The sequence below is a fragment of the Actinomadura sp. 6N118 genome, from assembly GCF_044326415.1.
Lineage (GTDB): Bacteria > Actinomycetota > Actinomycetes > Streptosporangiales > Streptosporangiaceae > Spirillospora.
In genome coordinates this window covers 49,495-67,283 of the sequence record NZ_JBIRAZ010000023.1, presented here as the reverse complement: position 1 = coordinate 67,283, position 17,789 = coordinate 49,495, and the positions used below count along the sequence as shown (strand labels likewise).

General features: G+C 67.8%; 15 protein-coding genes. 6 read left to right on the top strand and 9 right to left on the bottom strand.

Annotated features, from left to right (window positions below):
* Positions 1 to 19 precede the first annotated feature (19 nt).
* The 4 genes from nuoL to ACH34W_RS42945 all read left to right on the top strand — a co-directional run bounded on the left by nuoL (position 20) and on the right by ACH34W_RS42945 (position 6,088).
* Entirely contained in the window at positions 20 to 1,930 is a 1,911-nt protein-coding gene (gene nuoL / locus ACH34W_RS42960) for an NADH-quinone oxidoreductase subunit L (protein ID WP_395967099.1), read from the top strand.
* Complete coding sequence (locus tag ACH34W_RS42955) at positions 1,930 to 3,504, top strand: NADH-quinone oxidoreductase subunit M (RefSeq protein ID WP_395966975.1); 1,575 nt, start codon at positions 1,930 to 1,932, stop codon at positions 3,502 to 3,504. Before nuoL ends, ACH34W_RS42955 begins: the two co-directional genes overlap by 1 nt.
* A complete protein-coding gene (nuoN, locus tag ACH34W_RS42950) occupies positions 3,501 to 5,063 on the top strand; it encodes an NADH-quinone oxidoreductase subunit NuoN (protein WP_395966974.1) in 1,563 nt (520 codons plus the stop codon). The genes ACH34W_RS42955 and nuoN overlap by 4 nt, the downstream gene beginning before the upstream one ends.
* Before the next feature lie 77 nt (positions 5,064 to 5,140).
* Entirely contained in the window at positions 5,141 to 6,088 is a 948-nt protein-coding gene (locus ACH34W_RS42945) for a polyprenyl synthetase family protein (RefSeq protein ID WP_395967098.1), read from the top strand.
* 166 nt (positions 6,089 to 6,254) lie between these two features.
* Here ACH34W_RS42945 and ACH34W_RS42940 read toward each other — a convergent pair whose 3' ends face one another.
* From ACH34W_RS42940 to rarD, 9 genes are all read right to left on the bottom strand, one after another.
* Complete coding sequence (locus ACH34W_RS42940) at positions 6,255 to 6,854, bottom strand: GTP-binding protein (protein WP_395966973.1); 600 nt, start codon at positions 6,852 to 6,854, stop codon at positions 6,255 to 6,257.
* Positions 6,835 to 7,224: a DUF742 domain-containing protein gene (locus ACH34W_RS42935; protein ID WP_395966972.1), complete on the bottom strand. Its 390-nt coding sequence runs from the start codon at positions 7,222 to 7,224 to the stop codon at positions 6,835 to 6,837. The genes ACH34W_RS42940 and ACH34W_RS42935 overlap by 20 nt, the downstream gene beginning before the upstream one ends.
* On the bottom strand, positions 7,221 to 7,637 hold the full coding sequence (locus ACH34W_RS42930; RefSeq protein ID WP_395966971.1) for a roadblock/LC7 domain-containing protein: 417 nt from the start codon (positions 7,635 to 7,637) through the stop codon (positions 7,221 to 7,223). Before ACH34W_RS42930 ends, ACH34W_RS42935 begins: the two co-directional genes overlap by 4 nt.
* Positions 7,634 to 9,979, bottom strand: coding sequence for a nitrate- and nitrite sensing domain-containing protein (locus ACH34W_RS42925; RefSeq protein WP_395966970.1), 2,346 nt, complete (start codon positions 9,977 to 9,979; stop codon positions 7,634 to 7,636). Before ACH34W_RS42925 ends, ACH34W_RS42930 begins: the two co-directional genes overlap by 4 nt.
* Before the next feature lie 227 nt (positions 9,980 to 10,206).
* Positions 10,207 to 11,922, bottom strand: coding sequence for a hypothetical protein (locus ACH34W_RS42920; RefSeq protein WP_395966969.1), 1,716 nt, complete (start codon positions 11,920 to 11,922; stop codon positions 10,207 to 10,209).
* On the bottom strand, positions 11,919 to 12,827 hold the full coding sequence (locus ACH34W_RS42915) for a terpene synthase family protein (protein ID WP_395966968.1): 909 nt from the start codon (positions 12,825 to 12,827) through the stop codon (positions 11,919 to 11,921). The genes ACH34W_RS42920 and ACH34W_RS42915 overlap by 4 nt, the downstream gene beginning before the upstream one ends.
* A 6-nt stretch (positions 12,828 to 12,833) precedes the next feature.
* Positions 12,834 to 14,210, bottom strand: a complete 1,377-nt coding sequence (locus tag ACH34W_RS42910; protein ID WP_395966967.1) for a cytochrome P450 — start codon at positions 14,208 to 14,210, stop codon at positions 12,834 to 12,836.
* A 752-nt stretch (positions 14,211 to 14,962) separates the two neighbouring features.
* Complete coding sequence (locus ACH34W_RS42905; protein WP_395966966.1) at positions 14,963 to 15,373, bottom strand: hypothetical protein; 411 nt, start codon at positions 15,371 to 15,373, stop codon at positions 14,963 to 14,965.
* A gap of 112 nt (positions 15,374 to 15,485) precedes the next feature.
* Complete coding sequence (rarD, locus tag ACH34W_RS42900; RefSeq protein ID WP_395966965.1) at positions 15,486 to 16,391, bottom strand: EamA family transporter RarD; 906 nt, start codon at positions 16,389 to 16,391, stop codon at positions 15,486 to 15,488.
* A gap of 78 nt (positions 16,392 to 16,469) precedes the next feature.
* On the opposite strand from rarD, the gene ACH34W_RS42895 reads away from it, so the two are divergent.
* Both ACH34W_RS42895 and msrA read left to right on the top strand, forming a co-directional pair.
* Positions 16,470 to 17,093, top strand: coding sequence for a class I SAM-dependent DNA methyltransferase (locus ACH34W_RS42895; protein ID WP_395966964.1), 624 nt, complete (start codon positions 16,470 to 16,472; stop codon positions 17,091 to 17,093).
* Between the two features lie 4 nt (positions 17,094 to 17,097).
* The gene (gene msrA / locus ACH34W_RS42890; protein ID WP_395966963.1) at positions 17,098 to 17,748 is read left to right on the top strand and encodes a peptide-methionine (S)-S-oxide reductase MsrA; all 651 of its coding nucleotides are present in this window, start codon (positions 17,098 to 17,100) and stop codon (positions 17,746 to 17,748) included.
* Positions 17,749 to 17,789: the final 41 nt, after the last annotated feature.

Below are 17,789 nucleotides of genomic sequence, written 5' to 3'. Positions count from 1 at the left end.
TGCGCTGGTGAAGGCTGGATTGGAAGCAGAAGGAGTCCAGGCGCTCGCCTGGCTCCTCATAGCGCTCCCGCTGGCGGGCGCGGCGATCCTGCTGCTGGGCGGACGCCGCACCGACAAGTGGGGGCACCTCCTCGGCGTGCTGATGTCGCTCGGCTCGTTCGTGGTCGGCGCGGTGATGTTCGTCCAGATGCTCGGCTACGGCGCTGAGGAGCGCCGCCGGACCCTGCACCTCTGGGAGTTCTTCGACGTCGGCTCGTTCAAGGTCGACATGGGACTGCTGGTGGACCCGCTGTCCATCAGCTTCGTGCTCCTGATCACCGGTGTGGGCTCGCTGATCCACATCTACTCCATCGGCTACATGGCCCACGATCCGGAGCGGCGGAAGTTCTTCGCCTATCTGAACCTGTTCGTCGCGGCGATGCTCCTGCTGGTGCTCGGCGACAACTTCGTCGCGATGTTCATCGGCTGGGAGGGCGTCGGTCTCGCCTCGTACCTGCTGATCGGGTTCTGGCAGTACAAGCCGACCGCGGCCACGGCGGCCAAGAAGGCGTTCGTGGTCAACCGGGTCGGTGACTTCGGCCTGGTCGCGGCGATCATGCTGATGTTCGCCACGTTCGGGACCGTCTCGTTCGACCAGATCCTGGGCACGGGCGCCGAGCACGTGGGGCTCGCCTCCAAGCTCGGCACCGGGACGGCGACCGCGATCGGCCTGCTGTTGCTCCTGGGCGCGTGCGGCAAGTCGGCCCAGCTCCCGCTGCAGTCCTGGTTGCTGGACGCGATGGAGGGCCCGACCCCGGTGTCGGCGCTCATCCACGCGGCGACCATGGTGACCGCCGGTGTCTACCTGATCGTGCGGTCCGCGGCGATCTTCGAGATGTCCGACACCGCGCAGCTGGTCGTGACGATAGTCGGAGCCGCCACGCTGCTCGCCGGTGCGATCATCGGTACCGGCAAGGACGACATCAAGAAGGCGCTGGCCGGCTCGACGATGTCGCAGATCGGCTACATGCACCTGGCCGCCGGGCTCGGCAAGGCCGGGTACGCCTTCGCCATCGCGCACCTCATCGCGCACGGCTTCTTCAAGGCGGGGCTGTTCCTCGGCGCCGGTTCGGTCATGCACGGCATGAAGGACGACGTCAACATGCGCCACTACGGCGCGCTCCGCTCGATGATGGTGCTGACGTGGGCCACGTTCGGGCTCGGCTACCTGGCGATCATCGGTTTCCCGGGGCTGTCGGGCTGGTTCACCAAGGACGGCATCATCGAGGCCGCGTTCGCGAAGGGCGGCACCTCGGGGATGATCCTCGGCGCGTGCGCGCTGATCGGCGCGGGCATCACCGCGTACTACATGTCGCGCGTGATGTTCATGACCTTCTACGGCGAGAAGCGCTGGGACGAGGACGCACATCCGCACGAGTCGCCCAAGGTCATGACCGTGCCGCTGATGTTGCTGGGGGTCGGGTCGGTGTTCGCCGGCGGCTTCCTGATCCTCGGTGGGTTCTCCGACTTCCTGGCGCCGGTCGTGGGCGAGCCCGAGCACCACGGCTTCAAGCCGATCACCGGTCCGGGCATCGCGACGTTCGTGCTGATGCTGATCGGTGTCGGGATCGCCTGGCGCCAGTACGGGGCGCGGCCGGTGCCGCGTGAGGCGCCGAAGGGCTCGTTCGCCACGGTCGCCGCACGCAAGGACCTCTACGGCGACGCGCTGAACGAGTCGCTGCTCATGCGGCCCGGCCAGTGGCTGACCCGGCTGGCGGTCTGGTTCGACAACCGGGGCGTGGACGGCGCGGTGAACGGCCTCGCGGCCGGGATCGGCGGCACCTCGGGCCGGGTCCGGCGCGTCCAGACCGGCTTCGCCCGTTCGTATGCCCTGTCCATGTTCTTCGGCGCGGCCCTCGTGGTGGCGGCGCTCCTGGTGGTGAACGTCTGATGGAAGACTTTCCCTGGCTGAGCCTCCTCATCGCGTTGCCGCTGCTCGGCGCGCTGATCGTGGGGCTGCTGCCACGCGGGGGCGAAGAGCTGGTCAAGCGGGTCGCGCTCGGCGTCTCGCTGGTGGTCGCGGTGGTCGCCGGTGTGATGGCGTCGCAGTTCGACACCGGCGGGGCGCGGTTCCAGTTCGACGAGACCTACTGGTGGATCAAGGACTTCGGGGTCCACTGGGCGGTCGGCGTCGACGGCATCGCGCTGACGCTGGTGCTGTTGTCGGTGGTGCTGGTCCCGCTGGTCATCTTGGCCTCGTGGAACGACGCTGACCGGTCGGGCGGCGTCGACGTGCCCGCCAAGCGCTCGGTGAAGACGTACTTCGTGCTGATCCTGGTGCTGGAGTCGATGATGATCGGCGTCTTCGCGGCGACCGACGTCTTCCTCTTCTACGTCTTCTTCGAGGCGATGCTGATCCCGGTGTACTTCATCATCGGGTCCTACGGCGGCGCGCAGCGCTCGTACGCCGCGGTGAAGTTCCTGCTCTACTCGCTGTTCGGCGGGCTGGTCATGCTCGTCGCGGTGATCTGGCTCTACCCGCTGTCGGCCAAGCCGGCGAGCGAGGGCGGGCTCGGGCAGGGCACGTTCCTCTTCAGCGAGCTGAGCAAGCTCAACATCGACCCGACCACGGCCAAGTGGCTCTTCGTGGGCTTCTTCATCGCGTTCGCGATCAAGGCGCCGATGGTGCCGGTGCACACGTGGCTGCCGGACGCGGCCGGGCAGTCCCCGGCGGGTGCGCTGGTGCTGATCGTGGGCGTGCTGGACAAGGTCGGCACGTACGGGATGTTGCGGTTCTGCCTGGAGCTCTTCCCGGGCGCGGCGAACTGGGCGACCCCGGTGGTGCTCACGCTGGCCGTGATCAGCATCATCTACGGCGCGGTGCTCGCGATCGGCCAGGTCGACCTGAAGCGGCTGGTCGCCTACACCTCGATCTCGCACTTCGGGTTCATCGTGCTGGGCATCTTCGCGATGACCTCGCAGGGGCAGTCGGGTGCCGCGCTCTACATGGTCAACCACGGCTTCTCCACCGGCGCGCTGTTCCTGATCGTCGGCTTTATGATCGTCCGGCGCCGGTCGGCCCGGGTCGATGCCTACGGCGGCGTCCAGAAGGAGGCCCCGAAGCTCGCCGGGATGTTCCTGATCGCCGGGCTGTCGGGGTTGTCGCTGCCGGGCCTCGCGCCGTTCGTGTCGGAGTTCCTGGTGCTGACCGGGACGTTCACCCGCTACAAGGTGCCGGCCCTGATCGCCACGACGGGTGTCGTCCTCGCCGCCATCTACATCCTGTGGATGTACCAGCGGACGATGGGCGGGCCTGCCACCGAGAAGGTCAAGGGCATGGCCGACCTGTCCCGCCGCGAGGTGTGGGCGGTCGGGCCGATCATCGCGCTCATCGTGGTGATGGGCTTCTTCCCGCAGCCGGTGCTGAACGTGATCAACCCGTCGGTGGAACAGACCCTGAGCCGGGTCGACAAGAAGGATCCGGCCCCCACCGGCAACGTCGCTGAGAACGGAGCGCGCCCATGATCGCCAAGGCCGTGCTGGCGCAGGGGGACATCTCCGCGCCGCACATCGAGTACGGGCAGCTCGCTCCGATGTTGCTGGTCTTCGGCGTCGCGGTCGTGGGCGTGCTCGTCGAGGCGTTCGTCGGGCGCACCTGGCGCTACTCGGTGCAGGTGCCGCTGGCCTTCCTCGGGCTGATCGGCGCCTTTGCCTGGACGTGCGTGCTGGCGTACACGGACAAGCCCTTCCATGTCGCGGCCGAAGGCGCGCTGGCGGTGGACGGGCCGACCCTGTTCTTGCAGGGCACGATCCTGGTGCTGGCCCTGATCTCCCTCCTGCTGATCTCCGAGCGCGGCACGAAGGCCCATTTCGCGCCGCAGGCCGCGGCGCTGCCGGGCAGTGAGGCCGAGCAGGAGACGATGGCGGCGGGGATCACCCAGACCGAGGTGTTCCCGCTGATGATGTTCGCGGTGGGCGGCATGCTGGCCTTCCCTGCCTCGAACGACCTGCTCACGATGTTCGTGGCGCTGGAGATCCTCTCCCTGCCGCTCTACCTGCTGTGCGGGCTGGCGCGGCGCCGGCGGCTGCTGTCGCAGGAGGCCGCGGTCAAGTACTTCCTGCTGGGCGCCTTCTCCTCGGCGTTCTTCCTGTACGGGGTGGCGCTGCTGTACGGCTACGCCGGTTCCGTGCGGCTGTCGGTGATCGCCGACCAGCTGAGCAAGAACGCGGGCAGCGAGACCCTGCTGCTGGCCGGGGCGGCGCTGCTGACCGTCGGGTTGCTGTTCAAGCTGGGCGCGGTGCCGTTCCACATGTGGAAGCCGGACGTCTACCAGGGTGCCCCGACCCCGATCACCGCGCTGATGGCGTCCTGCACGCTGGTGTCGGCGTTCGGTGCGATGTTGCGGGTGTTCTACGTGGCGTTCGAGAACCTGCGGTGGGACTGGCGGCCGGTCATGTGGGGTGTGGCCATTCTCACAATGGTCGCGGGCGCGATCATCGCGATCACGCAGACCGACGTGAAGCGGCTCCTCGCGTACTCCTCGATCGCACACGCGGGCTTCCTGCTCACCGGTGTGATCGCGACCTCGCGGGACGGCCTGTCGAGCACGCTGTTCTACCTGGCGGCCTACGGCTTCACCACGATCGGCGCGTTCGCCGTGATCACCATGGTCCGGGACGCGGGCGGCGAGGCCGGTCACCTGTCCCGCTGGGCTGGCCTGGGCAAACGTTCCCCGGTGGTCGCCGGGGTGTTCGCCTTCTTCCTCCTGGCGTTCGCCGGTATCCCGCTGACCAGTGGATTCACCGGGAAGTTCGCGGTCTTCAAGGCGGCCATCGAGAGCGGTGCGACCCCGCTGGTCGTGGTCGGCGTGTTGTCCTCGGCCATCGCCGCGTTCTTCTACGTCCGGGTGATCGTGGTCATGTTCTTCAGCGAGCCGGAGGCCGACGGGCCGACGGTCGTGGCCGGACCGGCGACCGCGGCTGCGGTCGCCCTCGGGCTGACGGCTACTGTGGTACTCGGCGTCCTGCCCCAGCCCATGCTGGACCTCGCAGGACAAGCCGCGACACAGATGTTCGTCCGGTAGTGCTCCGGTAGGGGGTTTGGGTGAGTAGCAGCGCCGTTCCGTTCGGTCTGGCCGTGGACGACGGCCTCGCCTCCGACATGCTGGAGCGGCTCGCGGCCGTCGAGAGCCTGCTGCTCGAGTCGGTCCACAGCGAGGATCCGCTGCTCACCCAGGCCTCCAAGCACCTGGTCGAGGCCGGGGGCAAACGTTTCCGCCCGATGCTGGTGCTGCTCGCCTCCCACTTCGGCGACCCCGCCGCAGCCGGCGTCGTCCCGGCCGCGGTGGTGGTCGAGCTGACCCACCTGGCCACGCTCTACCACGACGACGTCATGGACGAGGCGACGGTGCGCCGGGGCTCGCCGTCGGCCAACGCCCGGTGGACCAACACCGTCGCCATCCTCACCGGCGACTACCTCTTCGCCCGCGCCTCCGACCTGCTGGCCGACCTCGGCCCCGAGGCCGTCCGCATCCAGGCCCGCGCGTTCGCCCGCCTGGTCCGCGGCCAGATCCAGGAGACCGTCGGCCCGACCCAGGACGCCGACCCGCTCAAGCACTACCTGCAGGTCGTGGCCGACAAGACCGCGTCCCTCATCGCCGTCTCCGGCCAGTTCGGCGCCCTCCTCGGCGGCGCCCCCCCGCACGTGGTCGACACCATCACCTCCGCCTGCGAAAAGATCGGCGTCGCCTTCCAGCTCTCCGACGACATCCTCGACATCGCCTCGGACGCCGAGCAGTCGGGCAAGACCCCGGGCACCGACCTGCGCGAGGGCATCCGCACCCTGCCGATGCACCTCGTCCTCGCCGGCAACGGCTCGGGCCCCGACGACGCCCGGCTGCGCGAGCTCCTCGCCCAGGACCTCACCGACGACGCCCTGCACGCCGAGGCCCTCGCGCTCCTGCGCGCCCACCCCGCCATGGACCGCGCCCGCACCGACCTCCGCCGCTGGGCCGAAGACGCCCGCGCCGAGCTGGAGACCCTCCCCGACATCCCCGTCCGCGCCGCCTTCACCGGCCTCTGCGACTACGTCGTCTCCCGCACCGGCTAGGCGCAGTGCTTATTGCTTTCGCGGCCTCGGGCCCTCGCCTGGCGGCTCGGACCCGAACCGCAAAAGCGGCGAGCGCGACATCGCTTCGCGATCTTCGCGGAGAACATCGCCTTCGGCTCGTTCTCCGCTCAGCGCCGCGCGCTCGCGGTGCACATGACGGTCGTCGTCAGGCATTCTGCGGCTCGGTTGAGGGGAGGCCGCGGACCTTCATGGCGTGGAGGACCAGGTTGACCAGGACCTCCTTGCACGAGTCGAGCCTGCGGGCGTCGCAGAGCATGACCGGCACGCTCGGGCCCAGGTTGAGGGCCTGCTGGATCTCCTCCAGGTCGAACCGGCGGGCCCCCTCGAAGCAGTTGACCGCCACGATGAACGGGGTGCCTCGGCGCTCGAAGTAGTCGACCGACGGGAAGCACTCCGAGAGGCGTCTCGTGTCGGCGAGCACGACGGCACCGAGCGCGCCCAGCGACACCTCGTCCCACATGAACCAGAAACGTTCCTGGCCCGGGGTGCCGAAGAGGTAGAGCACGTACTCGTCGCGCATCGTGATGCGGCCGAAGTCCATCGCGACCGTGGTGGTCTGCTTCCTCTCGACGCCGGACACGTCGTCGACGCCCACGCCCTGGTCGGTGAGGATCTCCTCGGTCCGCAGCGGCGCGGTCTCCGACACGGTGCCGACCATCGTGGTCTTGCCCACCCCGAAACCGCCCGCGATCACGATCTTGACCGCCGTCGGGAGCCGGCGCTCGTTAGAGGGCCCGGAGACCATCGATCACCGCCTTGTAGAGAGTGATGTCGTGCATGTCCGCCTCCGGTTGGGGTTCCTGCAGGGTGATGAGGCCCTTGTCGAGGAGGTCGCCCAGCAGGACCCGGACGGTGGCCACCGGCAGGTCGAGATGGCCGGTGAGCTCGACCACCGACATCACCGACTGGCACAGCCGCGTGATCGCCAGATGCTCGGGACCCAGCCCCACCTCGCCTGCCGCCTCCGGGGCCACCGCCACCACCAGCGTGATCAGGTCGAACTTGCCGCGCGTGGGTTCGATCCGGCCACTGGTCATCACGTACGGCCGGACCATCGGACCGGCGCTGTCGTCGAGCCATCGCTCGTGGGGCGGCGGCTCCTCGGGGGGCATCATGACGAGGCCTGTTCTTCCGTTCGCGACGGGCTCGTCAGGTGATCACCCATGCTGGTGACGAGCACCGCCATCTCGTACGCGATGAGTCCCACATCGGACTCCTCATCGCTGAGCACCGCGAGGCAGGCACCCTTCCCCGCCACACTGACGAGCATGAACGCCGACTGCATCTCGACGATCGTCTGCCGCACCGGACCGCCGCCGAAGCGCGTCCCGGCGCCCTTCGCGAGACTCTGGATGCCGGCCGCCACCGCCGCGAGATGCTCGCCGTCGTCTTGGCTCATGTCGCGCGACGAGGCCATCAGCAGTCCGTCAGCGGACAGGACCACCGCGTGCCTGGCATGCGGCAAGCGGCCGATCAGATCGTCCAGCAACCAGCTCAAGTCCGCCGCCGAACCCGTCTTCTGCGTCACTGTTCGTCCTCGCCTTCTGCCGCGCCCTTGGCCGCAGCCACAGTCCGCCCCCGTACCGTGCCGCGCTGGTACGAGCCCATGATCCGTTGAATCTCCTCCGGCGATCGCCCGGGCTCATCCTCCGGCTCCGGCGCGGGGGCCGGTTCTTCGGCCTTCAGAGCGGGCACCAGGCTCGCCTGCGGAACCCGCACCGGCAGCCCACCGGGGGTGCTGGGGACGTCCGCCTCCGAGGGGAGTTCCGGGGCCGGTTCATCGTCACCGAGAGCTTCCTCATCTTCGAGGGCCTCCTCGGCAAAGGTGGCCGGCGAGGTGGAGGTGGCCGGCGGGGTGGAGATCACCGAAACCAGCGCGGGTCCCTTCGCTGTCTCCGGGGCCGCCGTGGCGGCGGTCAGGGCGGGCTGGCGTACCTCCAGCCCGTTCTGGGTCGTGGCGGTGGACTTCCGTTCGTCGTCAGCCTCGGATCCGTCCACGACCAGCTCGCGCGGGATCACGACGACGGCGGTGGTGCCGCCGTACGCCGAGCGCTTGAGCGAGACCTGCAGGTTGTAGCGCTCGGCCAGCTTGCCGACCACGAACAGGCCGAGCTGCACCGAGCTCTGCAGGTTGAACTCCGGCGGGTCGGCGATCCGCTGGTTCAGCTCCGCTATCTTCTCGTCGCCCATCCCGAGCCCGCGGTCCTCGATGTCGAGCGCGAATCCGTTGGCCACGGCGTGGCCGCCGACCTGGACGACCGTGTCGGGCGGCGAGAACGTCACGGCGTTCTCGATCAACTCGGCCAGCAGGTGGGTGACGTCGCCGACCGCGCGTCCGGTCAGCTCGACGTTGCCGATCGGCAGGACCTGTACCCGCGTGTAGTCCTCGACCTCGCCGACCGCGGCCCGGACGACGTCGACCATCGGCACCGAACGCCGCCAGCCACGCGCTGGGATGGAGCCGGAGAGCACGATGAGGTTTTCGGCGTTCCGCCGCATGCGCGTGGCCAGGTGGTCGAGCCGGAACAGCTCCTGCAGGTCCTTGGGGTCGATGTCGCGTTTGCGCTCCATCTGGTCGAGCATGCTCAGCTGCCGGTGCACGAGGGTCTGCGTACGCCGGGCCAGGCTCAGCAGGACGTCCCGGATACCGCGCCGCAGCTCGGCCTGCTCGACGGCGGTCCGGATCGCGGTCTCCTGGACGGCGTTGAACGCGTGTCCCACCTGCCCGATCTCGTCCGAGCCGAACTCCAGCGGCGGAGCCTCCTTGGCGACGTCCACTTCCTCGCCATGTCCCAGCCGCTCGACCACCCCTGGCAGTCGCCGCTCGGCCAGTTCCAGAGCCGCGTTCCGGAGCCGTTCGAGCTGCCGCACCAGCGCTCGCGCCGTCGTGATCGACACGACGATCGACGCGATGACCGCCAGCAGCCCGAGGCCACCGGCCAGCAACAGCCGGACCATGATGCCGATGCCGACCGGTTGTGCACGCTCCACGAGGTCGTCACCGCCGTCGAGTACGACCTTCTCCAGCTGCTCGAGCGCCGGCGCCGTCGTCGCCTGCCATTCAGAGGCTTCGACCGGAGGGCGGCGGGCCGTGCGTTGCTGGATCGTGCGGTCCTCAAGACTGCGGAGACGCAGTCCCGCCGGACCCGTCATGACCTGCTTGTAACGCCGAAGGTCGGCTCCGGGGAGCTCGACCGCCGCCTCGGCGTGGAGGAACCGCTGGGTGCCCACGATCTGGGTGAACCGCGCAAGTTCGCCGGGGTCGTAGCGGCCCGCCGCGATCGCGCCGGCGAGCAGCGCGTCCTCGCGCGACAGGATCTCCTTGGCTCTGATGAGGGCGGTCAGCGTCCGGCTGTCTTTGGAGATCTCCTCGTCATTGAGTACCGCGCCGGTCGAGCCGAAGACTCGAAAGGCCGCATCTACCAAGCCGTTGTAGCTCTCCGCGGTTCGGAGCCTGTCCGTTCGCCGTGAGTCGATCGCGCCTCGGTCTGGATTGAGGGCGTCAAGCTCATGGAGCATTTCCCTGATGCGTCTTTCGAGCGTGTCGCTGCCCGCCAGCGAGACGTCACCCCCGGACACCGACTTGCGTACCTTCGTGACCTCGGCATTCGTGCGCATTCGCTGCGCATTGAGCGCCTCTCGCTGCGCAATGCCTGGATTGCCCAGGTAGATCAGCGAAAGTCGGCGTTCCTTCTGAAGCGCGGTCACCAGGCTCACCGTCGGCCGGCTGACTTTCTCGTCGAGGGTGCTGGCCCAGAGCAGGCCCAGTCCCTCGCGCAGCGTCACCCAAGCGGCGAAGGCCCAGAGAGCCGCGAGTGAGAGGAGCAGAGCGGCGATTTTGGTCCGCAGGCGTGAGTTGCGGAAGCGCATTGACCCGTCCTGGGAGTTTGGTCGGACCCGCAATCCCGTGGTGGATGAACGGTTGCCAGCCCTTGGTGGGGGGAGCGCGGAGCGTCCGGGGGTGGACTGCTCCACGCAGGAAGTACCTTAGCAACGCCGCTTTGCCTAAAGGTGCAAAATTGACGTCATTCTGGCCACGAGCGGTGGTGAGCACCGTGTGGCATAATTCACGCTTCCATCATCTCGCCGCGATTGACTCACGACCTCACTATCTGGTTATGAGTGAGGCGCAGCGCAGCCAGGACGTTCGCCCGCACAATTGCGCTGGGAAGATAAAGATCCTTGTCGTGCCATAGAGCCGGATGTTCCGACAGGTCGAGGGCGTGGAGGAGCCAGGCCCGGCCCCGCGCGACAGCGTTCGTCACGGCAACGGCGTCCTCAGGCGCAGGAGGTGTGGCGAGCAGAATCTGAAGCGCGTACGCGGTCTCCTCGGCGGTCGCGCCCCAAACGCCCCACGAACCGTCCGTCTGCTGCCCCGCCAGTGTCCAGTGCACGGCTGTTCGTACATGGTGGGCGTCTTCCCGGTTGCCGCTGCCTTCCCGACCGTTCTGGGCCCCGGACCCGGTCAGTGCCAGCACGGCGCATGACGTCGCGTAGTAGGGCGAAACGTGCCACCTGTCCGTCCAGCTTCCGTCCCGCTGTTGCCCCCGCAGCCATGCGCGGGTCTTCGCCATGGCGGCCGCGTATCGGGGGGCGGTTTCGGGACGGCACGCCACGTACTGGCTGAAGGCGTCGAGCACGTGGGCGTTGGTGCTCACTGAGGAACCCTGCTCGCCAGGCCAGGTGCAGAAGTGCGTGTCCAACTCATAATTGAGCAGGATGTCGGGCGAACGGGGGACACCCAGCGCGGCCAGCGTGTGGACGACTACGGACGTGGTGTCGGCGTCCGCCGGAAGTCCCTCTCCGGCCGGAGTCCCGTTCGGTCCGAACATCGAGGAAAGGCCGGTGAGCATGTCGTTGGAGACGGAGACCTTGATGCCCGCGCGGTGGAGCACGCTCAGGACCCACGAACGTTCGAAGGCCGTGACGGGCACACCGCACGGGACCGCGGGGCCGTAGCGCTCCACCACCGCCTCCAGGAAACGACGCGAAGGGTCTGCCGCAGAGGGCTCGTTTGGGCCGAGCCAGGCCGCCGTCGCGGCGGGCGAAGCTCCGATCACCCCGGTCAGCGGACCGGGCTGGGCGGCGCGGAAGCGGTGTGCCATTGGGCCGGCGATTTCCAGGGCGTGGATCATCTTTTCTGGGACGTTCTGGCCAGTGGCCAGAACAGCACGGACCGGCTTTAGCCAGGCGGCGTCCCAGCCGGGGTGGTTGGGGAGCCGCGCCGCAGTCGGCCACGCGCACAGCCCGGTGGGGGCCGCGGCGGGACCCGTTGCGGTAGGGGAGGTCAAAGCGTCGAGATGCAGGTTGATGGACTCGATCAGCGAAGCCATGATCAGCTCTATCGCGGGCATATCCGGCGGAGTGGGGCTGGAGGTCCCGTCCAACCAGCCGGACAGCACCCAGAGCCCTTTCTCCGCAGCCTTGCCGAGGACGCGCCGGTCGGCTCCTCCAGCGCCATGACGGAGCACCGACAGGAGCGCCTCGGTCGCACTCAGCGTCGGGACCAGCCCGTAGCCGTCCGGGCCGCCCCATCCGCCGTCGGCACGCTGCGCGGCCAGCAGATGACCGAGCCGTTCACCATGTCCGAGGAGCCAGGGGGCGAGGCTGACCAGCCGTGCGGTCTCGTAGAGCGAGGACGAGACCTGCCCCCAGGGCTGGGCGGCGAGCCCTGCGACGAGCGCGTCGGCCTCGGTGACGATGTCGGGTTCGGTGACGGTGCCGGCCTCGGTGCTGGTGTCGGCCTGGGTGGCGATACCGGTCTTGTGTGTTCCGGGACCGGCCGTGGTCTCGGTGGCCTCCAGCCGTCTCACAGGTCACCCCAGTAGTCGGTACGGCTGTAGAACCCGGTGCTGTAGCCGATCTGGCGCTCTAGGTAGGCGGTTTCCCGTGGGCAGTCCGCGCGCAGGGACGCGGCGAGATCGCGGAATTCAGCGACCAGCGCCGTGATGCGTCGCCGGACGGCTTCGCGGCTTACCCCGAGGGCGAGCGCGTTCAGATCACCCCAGGTCACTTCGCGTTCGGCGGTGGCCAGGTCGTTGAGCAGCCGGAGCACCCGCTGGACGATGCCGCTGGCGGACCAGAGGCGATCGAAGTGCTCCAGTGAGTCGGGCTCGCAGGTCATGATCCAGTGCGAGACGTTGACGAAGGTGGAGCCAAAGTTGTCGGCATTGTCGAGATATGAGTCGAATGTGGGTGGAGGCGCTCCGCCGTTGCTCCGGGCGGCCTGCCAGTCCCATTCGGTGGCCATCGCGGTCAGATAGCGCTCGAGCTGTGTACACCACCTGGGGTGGAGCGAGGCGAAGGCTGGGGCGGCGGCCAGATCGTCCCGGATCTGCGCCAGGAACACGGTGAGGGGAATTTCCGGCGACGGAGGAGATCCGTCCGCCACGGCGAGGCATCCGTGGGCCAGGGCGTCTACCTCTTCCCGCGACTTCGCGACATAGTCAACCAGCCAGTCGGCTGCGAAGACCCAGAGCGATGAACGGCAGGCGATGCGCAGCTCGTCGGCCGTGGCCCACGGAGATCCGAACGCGTTGGCCAGGGCGACTCCGCTGACAAGCCGAGGGTCGAAGGGGTTGCCGCTGAACAGCGACTGGTGTTCGGCGGTGCACTGCTGCAGGTCGCGCTGGCAGTCCGTGGCCAGGGCACAGATCCGGCCGTGCTCGGCGGCGATCTGGATGCCGTCCTCCTGCAAGGGGCTGACGGGTGTGCTCATGTCGCGCTACCTGCTCTCAGGCGGCTGGAACACGATCCGGATGGGGCGTCGGGGCTTCAGGGTCAGCCCTGCCTGCGGCTTGATGTCGGGTGGCCCGTCGAGCGCGGGACGCAACTGGCTGATCATGCTCGCGACGATCAGCTGTGCCTCGACCGTGAAGAAAACGCTGCCCACGCACTGATGCGGTCCGGCGCCGAAAGCGAGGTAGGAGAACCGATGGCGGGTTCGGCCGGGCGCGAAGCGTTCGGGATCGAAGACCTCCGGTTCCGGCCACACGTCCGGAACACGGTGGGTGAGATAAGGACTGACCGCGACGATTGCACCACGCTGGAGCCGCACGCCGTCGATGACGTCGTCCGCCACGACGGTGCGCGGGATGATCCAGCCAACGGAGTAGATCCGCAGCAGCTCCTGCAGGACCATCTTCGTGTATCGCAGTTCAGGCAGGTGCCGGCGGCCGGGCGCGTCCGTCCCGACAACTCGGTCGATCTCGTCGCGCAAGGTGTCGGCCACGTCCGGGCGCTCGGCCAGGACGACCCAGAGCCAGCTCAACGCGGTCACCGTCGTCTCCGTACCGGCGACGAACAGTGAGACGACGCCGTCACGGACTCCCTGGTCGTCGAGACCGGCTCCGTCCGCGTCCCTGGCCTGCAACATCAACGACACGATGTCGCGCCCGGGGGTTTCGAGTCCCTCCGCATGCAGCCGGCGCGTTTCGCGGACGATCGGGAACACGATGTCGTCCACGGCCTGCACGGCCCGGTGGAAAGCACGGTCCCCGGGCAGCGGGATCGCGTGCGGAACGAAGGGGAGGAGCATCCGCGAACGGAACGACGAGGTGGTCGCCACCATGATGGCCTCGCCGAGCCGGTCGGCGTCGGCGAGCGAGAGCTTGTCACCGATGAAGATGCGGAGGATCGCACGGTAGACGATTCGCGTGAGCTCGTCCGCGGTGTCGACCGGAACGCCGGCTCCGACGCGCTGCCCCAGCTCGTCCACGTTCGAGGCGATCGTCGCGGCCATGTCGTCGGTGACCGCCTCGATGCTCTTGCCGGTGAGCATGGACTGGAAGATCCGGCGCTTCAGCGGCCAGGCCGGGTCCGCTCCTGAAGGTTCGCCGACGAGCCTGCTCAAGGGCTTCCACATCAGGCCTTCGCGCCGGTAGTTGTCCGCGTTGTCTCTGAGGATGTGCTGGATGTGCTCCGGTCGGGTGACGAGGTACGGGCGGAACGCACCGAGATGCAGCCGGGTGATCTCACCGGCGGCCTCGCGATTGATCTCTTCGAGGGTGCTGAGCGGATCGCGGACGAGCCGGGGAACGACGCGGCGGGCGGGGAGGCCGATGGCTTTTCGTGCAGAACGTATTTCGTGGTCGACGGCCATTCCGTGCTCTCCTTTGCCCGCGGCCTGCGGTGATCCGGTGACTCGACCACCGATGCGCTCAAGGGTGAAATTCGCGCAGGCCGATGACCGGCCGTCCCTGATCAGGGCGGTCGGCGTTGAACAAGTTGCTTGGATGAAACCTCGGTCGTCAGCCGAGTGCCGGTGCTGTGGCGGGGGCCCGAACGCGGTGGCCGGGGCCGTTGTGAACGGGGGGTTCAGGTGGAGGGCGCGTGTCTTCGGAAGGCAGGCGGAGGCTCAGGCCTCCTGGCATGGATGCCATGACAGCGGTGGACATTCTCGACTGTCCCTCAGTGTGAAACTAGGCGGAGATGAGTACACCGGGTGGGATGGGCGGACGATGAGACCGGCTGGGCTCAGGTGGGCATTCCTTGCGATTTCTTAACGACTGTGCCTTATGTGGGGATTTGACGGAAGTATCACATGATCAAACATGAATGTTCAAGGGCTGAGATCGTAGAAAATTCACATTGACGAGAGTGGCGTTCGTCACTCTCGTCGCCCTTTGTCGCCGGTCCGTGTTGCCGATCGTAATCACGCTACGTGACTGCGCATTTGTCTCGCTTTTTGAGACGAGTCAGGGTTGAGGATCTTGGCGGCCGAGCGGCGGCGGGATTGGATCTTGTGTGCACTCGGGCCTTTACGCGGGATTGTGTAATTACTTGTAAAGGGCTTTGATGCACGAAAAGAGCCCCATTCGAATAAGCATTCGAATGGGGCTGGGGTGCCGGGTGTTACTTGCCCAGGGTGACCTCGGGGCGCTTCAGGCCGGTGGGAACGAGGACCGGCCAGGAGCGCTTCGTCGAGACCTTCAGCCGTCCGGAGACCTTGCGGCCGTCACAGTGAGCGACAATGTCGTAGGTGCCGGAGCTGAGGCCGTGCTTGACGGTGGCGGTGCCGTGGCCGCTGTCGGCCTTGCCGCCCAGCGTCACGTCCTTGGCGAAGGCCTTGGAGGCTGCCCAGTGGCGCGCACGGCCGGCTGAGCAGTCCGGAACCGTCAGGTCGACCCGCTGTCCGGGTCGGGCGACGCTCGGGGTGGTCTTGACCCCGTTCGCGCTGCCGACCGTCGCCTCGCCCAATGCAGGGGCGACGAGACCGGCCGAGATGAGGGCCGCTCCCAAGGCGCTGAGGCTGAGCAGACGCAAGGGTACTCCTCGGATCAAGGTGGCGGGGGGTGTGACGTCCGGCACTCTAGTGGCTCTGCGGTGTTTCACAATAGAGATGCGCGGAAACGCAAGAAAGTTGGCCGGCTTCCGGTCAGGCCGACTCGGGAACGGGATCGGGTGTGATCCGTTCCAGCCGGGCCTCGCGCCGGGTGCGGCGTCCAGCGCGTACACCGTCGGTCGTCAGAATGATCAGCGCGGCCCACACCAGGAGGAAGCCCGCCCAGCGGCTGGGCGGCATCTCCTCGTGCTGCACCAGCAGGCCGATGAGGAACTGCAGCACCGGAGCGAGGTACTGCAGCATGCCGATCGTGCTCAGCGGGATCCGGACCGCGGCGGCATTGAAGAGCATGAGGGGGATCGCGGTCACGATCCCGCCGGCGGCGAGCAGCGCCATGTTGTCGGCGCCCTCGTGGCCGAACGCGGCGTCACCCTGGGCCTGGAGCACGAAGGCGAACCCGAGGGCTGGGAGGAAGAGCAGGGTCGTCTCCACCGCCAGGCTCTCCGCCGACGGCATGTTGGCGAACTTCTTGAACAGCCCGTACGTACCGAACGAAAAGGCCAGCACCAGTGCGATCCACGGCAACCGGCCATAGTCGGCGGTCAGTACGGCGACGGCGACCACGCTCAGGCCCACGGCGAGCCACTGCCAGGGGCGGAGCCGTTCGCGGAAGATCACCACACCGAGGAGCACACTGATCAGAGGGTTGATGAAGTACCCGAGGGCCGCCTCGATGGTGTGCCCGGTGTTGACCGCGTAGATGTACGTGCCCCAGTTGGCCGTGATGACCACCGCTGCCACCGCCAGGATGCCGAGCTTGCGGGGCGTGAGGCTCCGGATCCAGGCCCAGTTGCGGCGGACGGCCAGGATGGCGAACACCGCGACCAGGGACCACATGATCCGGTGCGCGAGGATCTCCATCGCGCCCGCCGGCTTCAGCAAGGGCCAGTAAAGGGGGAAGAGGCCCCACAGGACGTAGGCCGTAATGCCGAAGAGCATTCCGCGACGGTTCACCACAAGCTGCACAGTATCAGTGTGTAATTAGTCAAAACAGACACAGTCATGACGGGGGATCCGATGAGCACGCGCGACAGCTACGACGAGATCGCGGAGGCCTACGCCGAACGGTTCATGGACGAACTCTCGGGCAAGCCGCTCGACCGCGCGCTGCTCGACCTCGTCGTCGCTCAAGTCAACGGCCTGGGCCCGGTCGCCGACCTCGGCTGCGGCCCCGGCCACGTGGCTCGCTACCTCCATGAACGCGGCGTCCCTACGCTCGGCATCGACCTGTCACCCCGCATGGTGGAGATCGCCGCATCCACCCACCCCGGCATCGGCTTCCACACCGCGGACATGTGCGAACTCCACGTCCCCGACCAGGCGTGGGGCGGCATGGTCGCGTTCTACTCGATCATCCACATCCCACCACCCGAGATTCCGGCCACCTTCGCTGAGTTCCACCGAGTCCTCAAACCCGGCGGGGTAGCCCTGATCTCATTCCACCTGGGAGACGAGGTCCGGCACTTGGACGAGATGTGGGAACACCCCGTGTCGCTCGACTTCCAGTTCTACTTGCGGCCCGAGATCGAGTCCGCCCTGGAAGAAGCAAACTTCGCCATAGATGCCTACATCGAACGCCACCACTACCCCACGGAGGTCGAGACCACCCGGTCCTACCTTCTGGCCCACCGCGTAGCCTGAAGACGTGTTCGGATTCGCGAAGACCGAGATGATCACCCCCGACAAGGCTCTCCCGGGCCGCGACGAGCCCATGCCGGTGCCGCCGCGCCACGAGGTCCTGGGCGGCCCCCTGGCGCCCCCGTACCCCGACGGAGCAGAGATCGCCGAGTTCGCCCTGGGCTGCTTCTGGGGCGCTGAACGCAAGTTCTGGCAGACCCCGGGTGTCCTCTCCACAAGCGTCGGCTATGAGGGCGGCTACACCCCCAACCCCACGTACGAAGAGGTCTGCAGCGGCCGCACCGGCCACACCGAGGCGGTCCGTGTCGTCTACGACCCCGCCAAGGTCTCCTACGAGGACCTCCTGCGCGTCTTCTGGGAAGCCCACGACCCCACCCAAGGCATGCGCCAGGGCAATGACGTAGGCACCCAATACCGCTCGGCCATCTTCTACCGCGACGAAGCCCAGCAAAAAACCGCCGAAGCCTCCCGCGACGCCTACCAAAACGTCCTAACCTCAGCCGGCTACGGCCCCATCACCACCCAACTAACCCCAGCCACCGAGTACTACTTCGCCGAGGACTACCACCAGCAGTACCTCCACAAAGTCCCCAACGGCTACTGCGGCCTAGGCGGCACCGGCTTGTCCTGCCCGATCGGAGTTGCTCCGGCCGAGTGAGCGCGGAGGAGACAGACCGCCTGGTCTGTGCGCTCACTCAT